The following is a 14,403-nucleotide window of genomic DNA, read 5'->3' as shown; positions in this document are numbered from 1 at the left end:
TGAGTGTCTGCGCATCCCAAGAAGGTCGTCCTGCGTCCAAAGTAAGTGTCTGCGCATCCAAAGAAGGCCCTCCCGCGTCTAAAGCAAGTGTCCACGCATCCAAAGAGGCAGGTTCCACGTCCAATGCAAGCACACCTGCGCCGTCAGTCCAATTTCTAAAACTATTATAACATCGATAATAAAGCGCAAGTTTCAGAAAAAAATAAATTCACCCCTTGACTTTTAAAAAGTAGTCTTCTATACTGTTCAACAAGATGAAAAACTGAATACCCAAACTCTTATCAAGAGCGGCGGAGGGACTAGGCCCTGCGATGCCCGGCAACCGGCAAGTGACGAACTTGCAAAGGTGCTACTTCCTACAGATTCGTGTAAACGGTCTGAAAGATAAGAGGAGGAATAAGCGAAAGCGTAACCCTTCTCTTAGCGAAAGGGGTTATTTTTTTATTCCAAAAACCCCCAACGCCTCCGTACTGCACTATTTTCATCTTAAAAAATCCACTGGAGGTAATGACAATGACAAACAAACAACTTCAACCTGAAACTCTTCTCTTACACGGGGGCCAAAAGCCGGATCCTATTACGGGATCGCGTGCTGTGCCAATCCACCGTACTACTGCATTTGTTTTCCGCGATACTAAACATGCCCAAAACTTATTTGCCTTGCAAGAGGCAGGCAATATTTACACAAGAATCACGAATCCGACCGTTGCCGTTTTTGAAGAACGGGTTGCGCTCTTAGAAGGCGGGACTGCGGCAGTAGCGCTATCTTCCGGCATGGCAGCAATCGCCTTTTCCATTTTGAACATTGCTGGGGCAGGGGATGAAATCGTCGCCGCAGGCAATCTATACGGCGGTACGTATAATTTATTCGCCGTCACGCTTCCTCGCTACGGCATCAATGTGAAATTTGTGGACGCGGAAGACCCTGAAAATTTCCGTGCCGCGATTACAGATAAAACGAAAGCGATCTTCGCTGAAACGATCGGGAATCCGAGCCTTCAAGTTCTCGATATCGAAGCGGTTGCAAACATCGCACATGAGAATGAAATCCCGTTCCTTATCGATAACACATTCGCATCCCCATACGGATCGAATCCAATCGAGTTCGGGGCGGATATCGTCATCCATTCTGCAACGAAATGGATTGGCGGCCACGGAACAACAATCGGTGGCGTTGTCGTTGATGCCGGTAAATTCGACTGGACGAAGGGTAAATTCCCTGGCTTTACAGAGCCGGATGAAACGTACCACGGCCTGCGCTACGGCATTGACACGGCGGGAGCGGCATTTGCTACGAAGCTTCGCGTCCAATTGTTGCGCGATTTCGGGCCTTGCCTAGATCCAGACAGTGCATTCAACTTCCTTCAAGGGCTCGAGACGCTCCATTTGCGTGTTACACGCCATAATGAAAATGCTGTGAAAGTGGCTGAATTCCTGAAATCGCATCCGTCCGTCGAGTGGGTGACATACACAGGATTGGAAGAGCACCCGACGTATGAAAATGCTAAGAAATATTTGAAGAATGGCTTCGGCTCCATCATTGTTTTTGGCATTAAAGGTGGCCGTGAAGCAGGCCGGAAATTGATCGACAATATTACGTTGTGGTCACATGTGGCGAATGTAGGGGATGCCAAATCACTTATTATTCATCCCGCTTCGACGACACATCAGCAATTGTCTGTGGAAGACTTGAAAAAGACAGGGACGCCGGAGGAATTAATCCGTCTATCAGTCGGACTTGAGTCAACTGAAGATATTATTGCAGACTTGAAGCAGGCAATTGAAAAAGCGGTGCCAGTTGAAGTCCAATGACGTATTGAGAATGAAAAATAGAAAGGAAGGGTGGAATAATGCCGTCAATAAAAGTGGCCATACTCGGTTTTGGTACGGTCGGTGAAGGTGTTTTTAGAATCCTGCAGGAAAAGCGGGAAGAGATCAAAAAGAGCACTGGTTTCACCGTTGATGTCGTATCCATCCTTGTGAAAGACAAGGCGAAAGAACGTATACCGATTAGAGGCGCGCAAATTACAGATAACATTCATGAAATCTTGAGTAATCCCGAAATCGATGTTGTTTTCGAAGCGATTGTCGGAGAAGAACCTGCTTATACGTATTTGTCGGATGCGATCGAGAAGGGTTGCCATATCATTACGGCAAATAAAAAGATGTTTGCAAAACATGGACCTGCGTTACTGAAACATGCTGAGTTTCGCGATGTGCAAGTCGGTTTCGAAGCGACGACGGCTGGAGGCATCCCGATCATCCGGACAGTGACCAATCTGCTGGCAGGCGACCGCGTCAAACGGATCCAAGGCATTTTAAATGGGACGTCGAATTTCATTTTGACGAAAATGCGCGATGAAGGATTTTCATTCGAACAGGCGCTTATTGATGCACAGCAAAACGGCTATGCAGAGGCTGACCCTACTGACGATGTGAGTGGCGCAGATGCTTTCCGTAAATTGATGATTTTGAGTTCGCTCTCTTTCGGTCAACAGCCCGATTGGGAGGATGTTCCTGTCGTTGGAATCGATCATCTCGAATCGGTCGATCTTAAAGATACAGTGAAAGACAACCTCCGTTATCGTCACGTGGCGGATATTTGGAAAGATGAAAGAGGAAAGCTGCAAGCGACTGTAGGACCGGTATTGATTGGTGCCAATCATCCGCTGTTCAGCATTGATGGAGTCGACAATGCGGTCATTGTAGAAACCGAATACCTTGGACCGCTGACATTGGTAGGTCCGGGTGCAGGAATGTATCCGACCGGAAGCGCGATGATTGCCGATCTGTTGCATGTCATTCGCCAACACGAAGCGGTCATGGTGCCGAACTGAAAAAGTGGAGGGGAATCTAAGGATTCCGTCCTCCACTTTTTCTATGCTTATATGCCGTCATTTGCTTTCCTTTTTCTTGGCCGCTCACTCTTTGGCCGTTCACTCTGCAATGCTTTGATCAGTGAAACGATCATTAGCAAAATGATGAAAGAAAACGGCAGTGCGGCAATGATGATTGTGTTTTGCAGCGCAGTCAACCCATTTACGGACAGTAATATGATCGCAATGGTCGATTGAATAACACCCCAAATGATTTTTACGCTATTTGGCGGAGTCAACGAACCGTATGTCGACTGCATACCTAACACAAATGTCGCGGAGTCTGCGGAAGTGATGAAAAACGATGCAATCAGCAGCACTGCGACAATTGAAATGATGATTGACAAAGGCATCGCATGAAACATTTCAAAAATCGTTAATTCAGTGTCCGTATTTGCTAAGTCCGCCATCCCTTGACGTTGCAAATTGATAGCAGTCGATCCAAAAGCTGAAAACCAGATGGCGCTCAGAATGGTTGGGGCCAGCATGACAACAACCATGAATTCACGGATCGTCCTACCCTTTGAAACCCTTGCGATGAACATGCTGACGAACGGTGCCCACGAAATCCACCATGCCCAATAGAAGATCGTCCAGTCTTCTAGCCAGCCACGATGAGCGTCATTCAACGGTGCAGTTCGGAAACTCATCGAAACGATATTGGCGAGATAGCCTCCAATGGAATCAGTGAAAACATTAAATATGAGCAAAGTAGGTCCTAAGATGAGGACAAAACCTAAAAGGGCGAGCGCTAAAATTAAGTTTGTGTTCGAAAGATATTTTATTCCTTTGCTGAGCCCCGACCAAGCAGACATGACGAAAAGGACAGTCACTACCGCGATAACGACTAGCTGTGTAGAGAAGCCGATTTTGAAGCCGAAAAGATAATTCAGCCCTGCGTTAATTTGAACAGCACCGAAGCCGAGAGAAGTGGCAACGCCAAAAGCTGTTGCAAAAACGGCAAGTACATCGACGAGGATACCCCATGGCCCCTCCATTTTTTTACCGAAAATCGGCTTCAATGTTGCTGAAATTAACCCCGGTTCACCTTTGCGGAATTGGAAATATGCAAGTGCGAGGCCGACGATTCCGTACATCGCCCATACATGCAAGCCCCAATGGAAAAACGAGTAGCGCATTGCTTCTTTGAATGCGGCATCTGTATTCGGCTCTGCTGTTGAGGGATTGATAGCATAGTGGGATAGCGGTTCTGCTGCCCCGTAAAAAACTAATCCGATTCCCATTCCAGCAGAGAAAAGCATGGCAATCCAAGTGATCATCGAAAATGTCGGACGGTCCGTGTCTTGTCCTAAACGCACCTTGCCGAATGGACTGAAAATGAAGAAAAAACTGAGTAAAAGAAGAAAAGAAAGAAGAAGCATATAATACCATCCGAATGAAGATGATACGAAGGATTTGATGGAATTTGTGACGGCTTCAAAACTCTCCGCCGCAACTACTCCGTATCCTACAGCCAATATGATCAGGCCGATTGTTATATAAAATACATTTGATATTTTTCGCATGTTTCCCCCTATGAATAATGGATTTTAAAAACGACTACATACTATACCAATCATGTAGCGGGAAAGCAAAAGTAGTAAAAATACAAACGCTTACACAAGTTGTTCATTTTATTTTTTCATTAACACGTTAAACCTGCATTATGAAAGAGCCTGTTAGAAGTAAAATGAAACTTCCGAATTGGAGAACTGAGTTGGATTGAATGAAAAAAATATGTCTTTCTTACTATGGAACATCCTTGGTTTCAGTTTACCCCTTATGTAGGTTTTTAATCTTCATCTTTAATATCGCGGTCAGAAGGAAGTGGTTCATTCAAGTAGTCATCAATCTGTCTTTTTAATGTTTCAAGCTGGGTAAAATAATCACCAAATTGATTTTGATTGATGAAAAACTGTTCGCCGTCATGCACGGCACGTATGCGACCTTCCCACACATATTTCCGAACTTGTTCCACTGGCATTCCTAAATATTCCGCTGTTTCTTCAATCGTCATATACATTCAAAACTCTCCTATCATCGAAAAAAAGAGGCGATAATTCGCCCCTTTTTAGATCAGTTTCTCAAAATGAAGTCTTTTATTCAATGCTACCATAATAGGAATGCCGACTGCCATGACAATAAATTCGCCGACTGCGACGAAGAGCCATGTCAGTAAGAAAGGAAACTCCAGCGCGATGTTCAATTCCCATGCGATGAGGAACATCGTGAACGTGAAAACCATTGTATTGAAAATCATCCGTCGGTAAAGCCCTTTGATGAACTTCGCGGAAAAGATCGTTATCGACAGAGCGAGGACCGATTGCCCAACACCAAATACGAGATCGATCGGGCCGAGTTCCGAAAAGAACAAGTTGGAGATAAATACGCCCAATACGACACCGACGATATATTTTTTATTGAACACAACGAGATGATTGAACATCTCAGACAAGCGGAACTGGATGTTAGTGAACCCGAACGGGGCAATCAAAAACGTCACAGCAACATACAACGCAGCGATAATACCGCTCGTTGCCATCATTTTTACTTTCATATTCATTTCTCCTTAGTTTTTTTTCGTGGGAGGTTCGCGAACCACGTGGCAAAAAGCCTACCTTTCAGTTTAGCATAGGACTAATGAACGTTCAATAGCCGTTTTATTCGGACCGCTGATTTTCCTTGAATACGGGTATGCTATTTTCAAATGAATGATTGTTGAAAGAGGGAGCGATATGCGGAAAAGCTGGTCCATTTTCATGACTGACGTTAAGAATATTAGCCGTAACTGGGTGGCGGCTGTGTTGATTGCCGGGCTCATTTTTCTTCCGTCCTTGTATGCATGGTTCAATATTTATGCGACATGGGATCCTTATGGTAAAACAAGTCATCTGCCGGTCGCCGTTGTCAATGAGGATATTGGGGCGGACGTTCGAGGCGAGCATATTGATGTCGGCGAGCAGCTTGTTGATACGTTGGAAGGAAATCGAGATATGGATTGGCAATTCACCACTCGGACGCGGGCGATGGAACGGATTGAGTACGGAGATTATTTTGCCGTGTTAATTATCCCACAGGATTTTTCGGAAAAGCTCAGTTCCGTCATTTCCGATCGTCCCGAGAAAGCGGAGATCGATTATTATGTGAATGAAAAAATTAATTCCATTGCCCCTAAAATTACTGAAAAAGGTGCAAGCGTAATTGTCGATAGAGTGAGCAGACAATTCATCTCAACGGTGAACGGAGTTATTTTTGACCAGTTTAATCAACTAGGCATTGAGCTTCAACACGATATGCCGGACATCGAAAAGTTTGAAAACTATATTTTTGACATGGAAGAGCAACTTCCGCACATTCATGATTTGTTAAAAAGCACTACACGAGACGCAGTGTCAGCACAAGATTTGATTCATAAAGCGCAAAAGAAAATGCCGACAGCAAAACAATCGATTGCGGACGGATTGACGACGGTAAATCACACTTTATCCTTTTTGGATAATGCAAAAGCTAGGCTGAATGAAATTGCTCCTAAGGTGAAAAGTGATTTGCAACGAGCATCCGTGATTTCTAAGGAAACGAACGAGTTTTTAGGAAAAGTGAATAACGTCAAATTGGACTTTACAGAAATTGACCGTGTGAAAGAGCAGCTAGATGCTAAAATGACAGAGACAATCCAGAATGTTGGATCGGTGGAAGCGGATCTCCGGTGGTTGCAAGATGTAGCAAGCAACGAAGAGCTGCCAAATGCAGAACGACAAGAGAGATTGCAAAAGGCAATCGACAAGACGACGAATTTGCAAAATTTGCTGGAAGAAGCGCAAACGAAAGCTAATTCGCTAAATGGATTAGTTGAAGGTAAGCAACAGCAACTGAAGCAAACATTGGCAGACTTAGAACAGTTATCGGAGAATGCAACCGTTCGGCTGGATCAGTTTCTTGATGAATATAAAAATACAATCGAGCCAACCGTCTTTGCGGAAACAGCACGTTCCCAAAAAACGCTGCAACAGGCTAAATCGTTACTGACGTCAATACAATCCACTGTGCCTGAGGTGGAGCGTATTCTGGCAAGTACCTCTAAGCATATTACTGAGGGAACCGAGCTGTCGGAAAAAGCATTGAACGAATACCCTTACATCGCGGATAGAGTGGGAAAGCTTGCTGACAAAATTCGTACCATTCAAGGTGAAACGGACATCAATGAAATTATCCAATTGCTTCGGAATGATCCGCAAGCGGAGCGCAGCTTTTTTGAGGAACCGATATTGTTAAATGAAAATAAATTATTTCCTATCGAAAATTACGGAACAGGCATGACGCCATTTTACACTGTGCTTGCTATTTGGGTTGGCTGCCTTCTTCTCATCTCCCTTCTTGCTACGGATGTTGAAAATGTGGATGGGATGAGCAGCAGACATATTTATGCAGGGCGCCTTTTTACATTCCTTGCTATCGGTCTGCTCCAAACCCTTATTGTCACGGTCGGCGATCTGATAATCCTTGGTGTTCATGCAAAGGATCCAGTCTGGTTCATCGTTTTCGGACTTTTCATCAGTACGGTTTTCATGATATTCGTTTACACGCTCGTCTCTTTATTCGGAGATGTCGGAAAGGCGCTTGCAATCATCATGCTCGTCCTGCAAATCGCCGGTTCTGGCGGTACGTATCCAGTTGCACTCCTGCCACGTTTCTTCCAATGGATCAATCCTGGCCTTCCGTTCACGTATGCCATCGATTTAATGAGAGAAGCAGTCGGCGGCATTGTTTGGCAACGGGTCATCACGGACGTCACATTTCTGCTCATTACAGGAATCATCTTTTTATTAATAGGCATCTTCCTGAAAAAGATTGTGAACCGGAAAACCCATCAATTATTAAGGAAATCACGGGAATCAGGGCTGTTTCATTGAGGGAGGGCCTTCACGACATGGGTTGATTTCAGATTGTTGAAACAAATTAGTCGTTAAGAACGTACCAATAGTGGAAGCGTTGTATGGATTAAACATAGGGGGATGGGGAATGAGGAATGAGGAAACTCTTGCTAGGAAGCGTGTGCTTGATCGGCATGCTAAGCGGCTGCACGGACCAGACGAATGCAGATCAGACTAACGAAATTAACGAACTGAAAAAGCAAATCGAGCAAATATCATCAGAAAAAGATGCTTTTGTAAATACGTTAGAGGAGGAAAAGAAGGCGCTCGAGCTAGACTTGAATCAACAAGTGAATAATGATTATTCGATGATTGTCGCAAAAGATATTGAAAAGTATCCGCAAACGTTATATAAGACAACCACATTGGATATGGATGGGGATGGAGAAGAGGAAGTAATCGAATTACATGTGAATGCTGGTAAAACGGAAAATGGGGTCTTTGCTTGGGACGATGGACAGACCTGGTTGTTAGTAGTGAAAGACGGCGAGAAAACCTACCCGCTTTTTGATGACTTTGTTCAGCTAGGATCGATTGATTTCAGTATTGCAAGATTTGATGGGAAACTGGGAATCGTGATGATTATGAGGTCACATTCTGATAGAATAGTGCAGAAATTCACATACGATAAAAAAGAAAACGGATATCAGAAAGAGACTTTTTATAAGAAAGAAAATACAAATGATCAGTATAACGAGCCGGCCTCCTATGCCTTTTTCGACGATGCATATAAATTAATGGACATGGCATTTACAACTAAAATGTTGCCAGTTCTAGAAGCTAGTGAGAATACTCTTCAGGGTAATGAGGAGAGAAGGGTAATCATTGAGCCGATCTTAGAAGGTGCTTATAATGCTGAGCGATTACTGGAAATGGCTGCGGAGTTGAATCGGGAGTTGAATGTTTCTTTAGATAGCACGATAAACATGTTGAACCAACTAATCAATAAGCCGCCGACAGCTGATCAAATGAATCAATTACAATCAATTCATGATGTGTTCAAAGATATCGAAACAGAAGATATAATAATGAAGGAGGAGAATCGGATTCATCCTGAGATTCGAGAGAAGTTTCAAAGACTTGATTTCATTCAATAATAGAACGGGGAGACTATAATGTGAAGAAATTACTAGTCATTATAAGTTCAATCTTGCTTATTATTGTCTTGCTACTTTTAAGTCCTTATAATATAGTACATTACTTTACTGCAAAGGATAAAGTTACTACTATCCTAACAGACCCAAATGTTAGATTGGAAATCTTAGATGATGATTCTGGAATAACTGGTGTAAAGTACTTGGGAAGTAATATATATCGTGTCGAAACTAAAAAGAGTGCCTATGTAATGGAAATAAAAACAGACAAAGCTACACATACTATTGATGTTTTCGAATACAAACAACATGTTAAAAAATTTGATTACTAAACTCGTATACGACAAAGAAGATTAGAGATAAGGAGAGAACCAAATGTCTACAACAGAAATTAGAAAAAATATCGTCATCAATGCATCTATCGAAACAGTATGGCTGTATGTCTCAACAGCTGATGGGATTGGCGCTTGGTTCATGCCGAATGATATGGAACTGGTCGAAGGAAATGAATTTACTTTGCAAGCGGGTCCATGGGGCGAATCACTATGTAAAGTAACGGAAGTCCAATCGCCGAATCGTCTATCATTCGATTGGGGAAAGGATTGGCAAGTTCACTTTGAATTGAAGGCAATTGATGACCATACTGAATTGACCTTCATTCATGCCGGCTGGGAGGATGGCAAGCAGACGGAGTTCGGCGAATCGCATGATGTCGTTCGACCGCGCATGTCCGAAGGCTGGGATGGACTATTGGCGAAGCTGAAAAAAACGATTGAGTCAAACAGCTAAATAATTGTGAGAATTCATACACCCTCCTTCAATATCATGATATATTCAATATATTGGGGGAGGGGATTTCTTTGTCACAACGCATAGCATTCATAGTTGTCCTATTAGGGGCGGTGCTCTGGGGGACGACCGGCACTGCGCAAACTTTCATGCCGCAAACGGTCCACCCATTGGCGGTCGGAGCTTCACGGCTTGCGGTTGGCGGGTTCACGTTGCTCATCATAATGCTTGTACTTCGGAAAATCGACTTTCGGAACTGGCCGTGGAAAGCGACTATTCTCTCCGCGTTGGCGATGGCGATCTTCCAATACTGCTTTTTTACATCTATTCGGTTGACCGGAATTGCCATAGGAACAGTTGTAGCAATCGGGAGTGCACCGATGTTTTCAGGTGTCATTGAATGGCTACTATTGAAAAAGCGCCCGTCAAAAGTATGGTTGACGGCAACAACGCTTGCCATTGTCGGATGTGTGTTATTATTTTCGAATAAAGAGGGACTCGTCGTTAACCCGATCGGCATCTCATTATCTTTAATCGCTGGACTTCTATTTGCCTTTTATACATTATTCAACAAAGAAGTGTTGGAGAAAGCGGATGCGATTCCTTCAGTCGCTGTCATTTTCTCAGTGAGCGCCATTATGCTCATGCCATTTCTTTTCATTTTTGAAACGGAAGGGTTGCTCACCGTTCCCGGCATCTCGACAATGATATATCTTGGCATTGCGGCAACAAGCGTGGCGTATATCTTATTTTCAACAGGTCTGCGGCATATCCCTTCGTCATCCGCCGTGACACTTTCTTTGGCCGAACCGTTAACCGCCGCTATTTTAAGCGTAATCGTCGTAGGGGAAAGGCTGGATCTTGTTTCATGGAGCGGAATCGCTCTACTATTAGGCGGAATCCTCGTGTTAACGTTCAGTGGACGAAAAGAAAAGGCTGCCATTCAATAGGCAGCCTTCAGGTTTCATCCAGTTCACGCATAAATCATTATAAAAACGCATAAAACGCCGCAAAAGCTCATAAATTGCTAAATTCGCTCATAAATCAATAAAAAGAACGCATAAACTCCTACAATCACGCATAAATCGCCAAAAAGGCGCATAATGGCCTTACTCCACCTTCATCTTCACATATACTCTCGTCGCAAAGTAGCCAAGAATAATAAGTACCGTCGCCAAAAGCCCGCCTTCCAATCCGAACGCTCCGCCTGTCAGCAAGTCACTACCTTCCTCTACCGACACATTATAAATCCCATGCGGTGCAGTTCCGCTCACCGCGAATCCGAAAACATTCCCTTGAAAGTAATTCCACGTTATATGATAACCGATCGGCAACCATAAGCTTTTCGTCGCGTCAAACATATAGGCGAATAACACGCCAACCAATGCAATATTGACCAAACCCAATATGCTGACATTCGGATTCGTGCCGTGCACCAAACTGAAAACGACAGCGGAAACGACATAGACGAGCCATTTCGGATTTCCGCGCCTCTCCATCGTCGACATGACATATCCTCTGAAAAACATCTCCTCAAAAAAGCCGACAAGAATGAATAAAACAAGAAACGATAATGCATACACGGAAAACTCAGGATTCGCGAATGAATTAAGCATTATCACATTACCGGAAGCCAATAGAATAAAGAAGATGATAGCGATGGACACAGCTCCGAGCAACAGGCCGAAACCTAAATCTTTCAGCGACCCTCTGAAGCCCAATTCTTTCAACGTTCCTTTATTGACAAAACGCCATAACAACACCGTTGCAAGCATTCCGCCGACTGTCCCGCCACCTTGGGTTAATAGAAAAATCCATGGATGTCTGTCGAATGCGGCCATAATATCCATCTCGTAATTTCCGTCTTGAAACGGGAAATCGACAAGCGCCAGCAAAACGCCTCCTGGCAACGCAAAAATTTGCTGGGCGATGAACATCGATGCGAACGCCAAAAAGATGATCCATCCGGCGCGAACGTGGTTTGAATTGTTTTTGAACAAATAATTCCCTCCATTCTACTCAACTATATGCTAAATAGAATAATTGATTCGATGATCTTTAGGTGAAACGCGTCGCACTGCACCGATTAAAAGTAAAAAAAGAACATCCATGATAAGAACGCCAATCATTGAAATTAAGGATAAAGCAATCCACCCATCGCCTGCTACATTCATTGAAAACGATATGAGTGCCAAGGTGAAAAGGTTAATAGAAATATAGAATTTATAAGTGGTTTTCGTTCGGTTTTGCAACGCTTGATTACCAATCATTTTCGCTGCATCAATCAGTACGTTGAATAAATAATAGGCGATCACCAATTTAAGTACTGATAAAAGAGTCCCATAGATGGGCCACCCGATAGGCAACGCAGTATCGGATAGGTTCACAAAAACAGAAGGTACGGATATAAGCATGCCAATCAATCCGACAATCATTGCCTTTTTCGCTCTAGGAAAAGCATCCACAAGCCTAGAACATCCGGCGAAGATCAAATAATAACCGATAGGATCCATGAACAGGTCAATCATGACATGGAGTCGGAAGAAGATGAAAAAGTAACCCCAGAACATATAGCGCAACGCTTTATTCACCCGAATCCCTCCCTGTCTTCTCCTCGATGATTCGATTCACGTCGTCCTGTGTTAAATATGGGAACAGATTGTAGTGAGCATAGTTTGTGAATGGTTTTCCCTGCTCTGTTGTTCCAGATATACGGATGGCGAATTCGAAAGGGTTCACAAAACTTTTTTCTTTAAAATTGACTCTCAATGTCACAGATTTATCCTTCTCTAATTGAATTGGAAGCTTGAGAGAATCCAGCGGTTGCTCCGTTTGTTTGCCGCTGATCGTAAAGTTGAACCGGTCTTCAATCGGTTCATTGAAAGGGAAGTCGATCTTCTCGATTGCCGATGGCTCGGTTGCTCGGAATGTATCCCAGCTCGAACCGTCATTGCTGCTTCCGCTAGATGGCTGCTCTAACGCCCTAGTGTCTTCATTCCAATAGTACCTCTTTGGATGGATGATCACTTCCCCGATAGACGCGGTTGATGATCTTCCGTCTGAATAAAATACTTCCATTTCGTTGAATGATTGTTCCTTTGTATTATCGCTGAATGACCGTAATTTGACTGTTATGCTTCTTAATTCTTGATGATTATATGTGTCAATTGCGTGAGGGGCGGTGGTGCCCGTAAAGAAATAGTCGCCTTGCGGAAAGCCTTCAGCATCACCTAATCTTATGTAATTGATATGCGATTGATCATTTTTATTCGCCAAGTAGTAGAAGGTGACATAGTTATGGTCGTTTTCATCCGTCGTCGTTTCCATATAATGATCCAGAAAAATAGGCTCTTCCAACTGTTTCGAATGTGCGTATAATGAATTCACAATCCAGCTGATTGCAATAAGTCCGAGTGCTGCCCAAAAATAGCGTTCTTTCAAAGTCATCCCCCTTCCAACCTTTTACATATTGTCTCAAATCAAAGGCGGAATTGCATCAATTTATTTGGGGAAGGGGAGTTTACCACCGACTCTCGACCGAATACCACCGAACCGAGAGCTTATCACCACTCAGACGCGCTTTATCGCCACTTGAAGCGAATTTATCACCGTCCGACCATTTATTGGGAGTTTCCCTGCTGCTGGAAGGTAATTTTCCCTAGTTTACAAGTGGAAATAAATTTACCACCGACTCTCAGCCGGTTATCCCCGACTTTTCCCTCGTTATCCCCGACTTTCAAGACTTTATCACCGACTCACAACAATCCGCCCCTAACTTCAATTGAAAAAGCCCTCTCGAGAGAAGGCCAAAAGTTATTGCACCCCAACAGATTGCGCTTTCAACTTTTTCAATTCCACGTCAATCTGCCCAACATCAATCCGTTCAAACAGCGGTTTGACATCAATCAAAGCTCTATCCCCAATTTGTATTTCCCTCCATGCGAATTTCCTCACTCCCAACATCTTACCCACGTCCTCGCTCGAAAATGGCAGGAAAGGGGAGAGGAGTTGCGCCAGATTAGCAATGATATACACACAAGTCGCCATTGTCCGGGCGCACGCCGCTTTATCCTCTTTAATCTGAAGCCACGGCTTCTCCTCGTCGAAGTATTTATTCGCCTGGCGGATGAAATCGAAAATCATTTCAATCGCCTCTTTAAAAAGTCCAGTCTCGATACGCTCACCGACAAAACGGTAAAGATCCACAACGTTCTTTCTAATGTCCCCATTAACCTCCGCAACCGGCACAACCCCGTCATACGATTTCTCGATAAACTTCAACGTACGGTTGACGAAATTCCCGTAAGCACCCAAAAGCTCGGAGTTATGGCTATAAATGAACTCGCGCCATGAGAAGTCAGCATCCCGGTTTTCCGGAGCGTTCGCCGTCAAAAAATACCGCACTGAATCCGGATGATAACGTTCCAAAATATCCGGCACCCACACCGCCCAGTTTTGGCTCGTCGACAATTTCCGCTTCTCCAGCGTCAAATATTCATTGGAAATGACATGAGTCGGCAATGCATCTTCTTTTCCAATTGCCATAAGAATGGCGGGCCAAATGATCGTATGGAAAGGGATATTATCTTTCCCGTGCACATAGTAGGAGACCGTCTCTTCATTCCAAAACTCCTCGAAATCGACACGGTTCAAAGCGGCCCACTCCTGGCTCGCGGAATAATAGCCCGTCACCGCCTCGATCCACACATACAC

The 14,403-nt window shown here is 44.0% G+C and carries 14 protein-coding genes and 2 riboswitches; of the genes, 7 read left to right on the top strand and 7 right to left on the bottom strand.

Features of this window, described 5'->3' with window-relative positions; translation table 11 throughout:
* The first annotated feature begins 275 nt into the window (after positions 1-275).
* Positions 276-391: riboswitch (SAM riboswitch) on the top strand.
* 122 nt (positions 392-513) lie between these two features.
* Positions 514-1,812, top strand: a complete 1,299-nt coding sequence (locus AWV70_RS05365) for an O-acetylhomoserine aminocarboxypropyltransferase/cysteine synthase family protein (protein ID WP_060204978.1) — start codon at positions 514-516, stop codon at positions 1,810-1,812.
* 38 nt (positions 1,813-1,850) lie between these two features.
* Positions 1,851-2,837 carry a homoserine dehydrogenase gene (locus AWV70_RS05360; protein WP_060204977.1) on the top strand — a complete coding sequence of 329 codons (987 nt, stop codon included), beginning with the start codon at positions 1,851-1,853 and terminating at the stop codon, positions 2,835-2,837.
* A 47-nt stretch (positions 2,838-2,884) separates the two neighbouring features.
* On the opposite strand, the gene AWV70_RS05355 is transcribed toward AWV70_RS05360, so the two are convergent.
* From AWV70_RS05355 to AWV70_RS05345, 3 genes are all read right to left on the bottom strand, one after another.
* Positions 2,885-4,402: a glycine betaine uptake BCCT transporter gene (locus AWV70_RS05355; protein WP_060204976.1), complete on the bottom strand. Its 1,518-nt coding sequence runs from the start codon at positions 4,400-4,402 to the stop codon at positions 2,885-2,887.
* Positions 4,403-4,668: 266 nt separating this feature from the next.
* Positions 4,669-4,899, bottom strand: coding sequence for an excisionase family DNA-binding protein (locus tag AWV70_RS05350; protein WP_060204975.1), 231 nt, complete (start codon positions 4,897-4,899; stop codon positions 4,669-4,671).
* A 48-nt stretch (positions 4,900-4,947) separates the two neighbouring features.
* Positions 4,948-5,433, bottom strand: coding sequence for a QueT transporter family protein (locus AWV70_RS05345; protein WP_060204974.1), 486 nt, complete (start codon positions 5,431-5,433; stop codon positions 4,948-4,950).
* A 6-nt stretch (positions 5,434-5,439) separates the two neighbouring features.
* Positions 5,440-5,484: riboswitch (PreQ1 riboswitch) on the bottom strand.
* A 127-nt stretch (positions 5,485-5,611) separates the two neighbouring features.
* Here AWV70_RS05345 and AWV70_RS05340 point away from each other — a divergent pair.
* The 5 genes from AWV70_RS05340 (at position 5,612) to AWV70_RS05320 (ending at position 10,640) form a co-directional block, all read left to right on the top strand.
* Positions 5,612-7,786 (top strand): YhgE/Pip domain-containing protein, encoded by a 2,175-nt coding sequence (locus tag AWV70_RS05340; RefSeq protein ID WP_060204973.1) that lies wholly within the window; start codon positions 5,612-5,614, stop codon positions 7,784-7,786.
* A 116-nt stretch (positions 7,787-7,902) separates the two neighbouring features.
* Entirely contained in the window at positions 7,903-8,904 is a 1,002-nt protein-coding gene (locus AWV70_RS05335; protein WP_153009904.1) for a hypothetical protein, read from the top strand.
* Between the two features lie 20 nt (positions 8,905-8,924).
* Entirely contained in the window at positions 8,925-9,233 is a 309-nt protein-coding gene (locus AWV70_RS05330) for a hypothetical protein (protein ID WP_060204971.1), read from the top strand.
* A gap of 43 nt (positions 9,234-9,276) precedes the next feature.
* Complete coding sequence (locus AWV70_RS05325; RefSeq protein WP_060204970.1) at positions 9,277-9,690, top strand: SRPBCC family protein; 414 nt, start codon at positions 9,277-9,279, stop codon at positions 9,688-9,690.
* A 71-nt stretch (positions 9,691-9,761) separates the two neighbouring features.
* On the top strand, positions 9,762-10,640 hold the full coding sequence (locus AWV70_RS05320; RefSeq protein ID WP_060204969.1) for a DMT family transporter: 879 nt from the start codon (positions 9,762-9,764) through the stop codon (positions 10,638-10,640).
* A 159-nt stretch (positions 10,641-10,799) separates the two neighbouring features.
* Here the strand turns inward: AWV70_RS05320 and AWV70_RS05315 are convergent, their stop codons facing one another.
* From AWV70_RS05315 to AWV70_RS05300, 4 genes are all read right to left on the bottom strand, one after another.
* Positions 10,800-11,690: a CPBP family intramembrane glutamic endopeptidase gene (locus AWV70_RS05315; RefSeq protein ID WP_060204968.1), complete on the bottom strand. Its 891-nt coding sequence runs from the start codon at positions 11,688-11,690 to the stop codon at positions 10,800-10,802.
* A gap of 30 nt (positions 11,691-11,720) precedes the next feature.
* Positions 11,721-12,281, bottom strand: a complete 561-nt coding sequence (locus AWV70_RS05310) for a hypothetical protein (RefSeq protein ID WP_060204967.1) — start codon at positions 12,279-12,281, stop codon at positions 11,721-11,723.
* Positions 12,274-13,131 carry a hypothetical protein gene (locus AWV70_RS05305; protein ID WP_060204966.1) on the bottom strand — a complete coding sequence of 286 codons (858 nt, stop codon included), beginning with the start codon at positions 13,129-13,131 and terminating at the stop codon, positions 12,274-12,276. Before AWV70_RS05305 ends, AWV70_RS05310 begins: the two co-directional genes overlap by 8 nt.
* A gap of 372 nt (positions 13,132-13,503) precedes the next feature.
* A partial coding sequence (locus AWV70_RS05300) for a methionine--tRNA ligase (protein ID WP_153009903.1) occupies positions 13,504-14,403 on the bottom strand: 900 nt, incomplete at its 5' end.

Source organism: Sporosarcina koreensis (genome assembly GCF_001531445.1).
Taxonomy (GTDB): Bacteria; Bacillota; Bacilli; order Bacillales_A; family Planococcaceae; genus Sporosarcina; species Sporosarcina koreensis_C.
The sequence above is the reverse complement of the archived record's forward strand: the minus strand, read 5'-3'. Positions and strand labels throughout refer to the sequence as shown.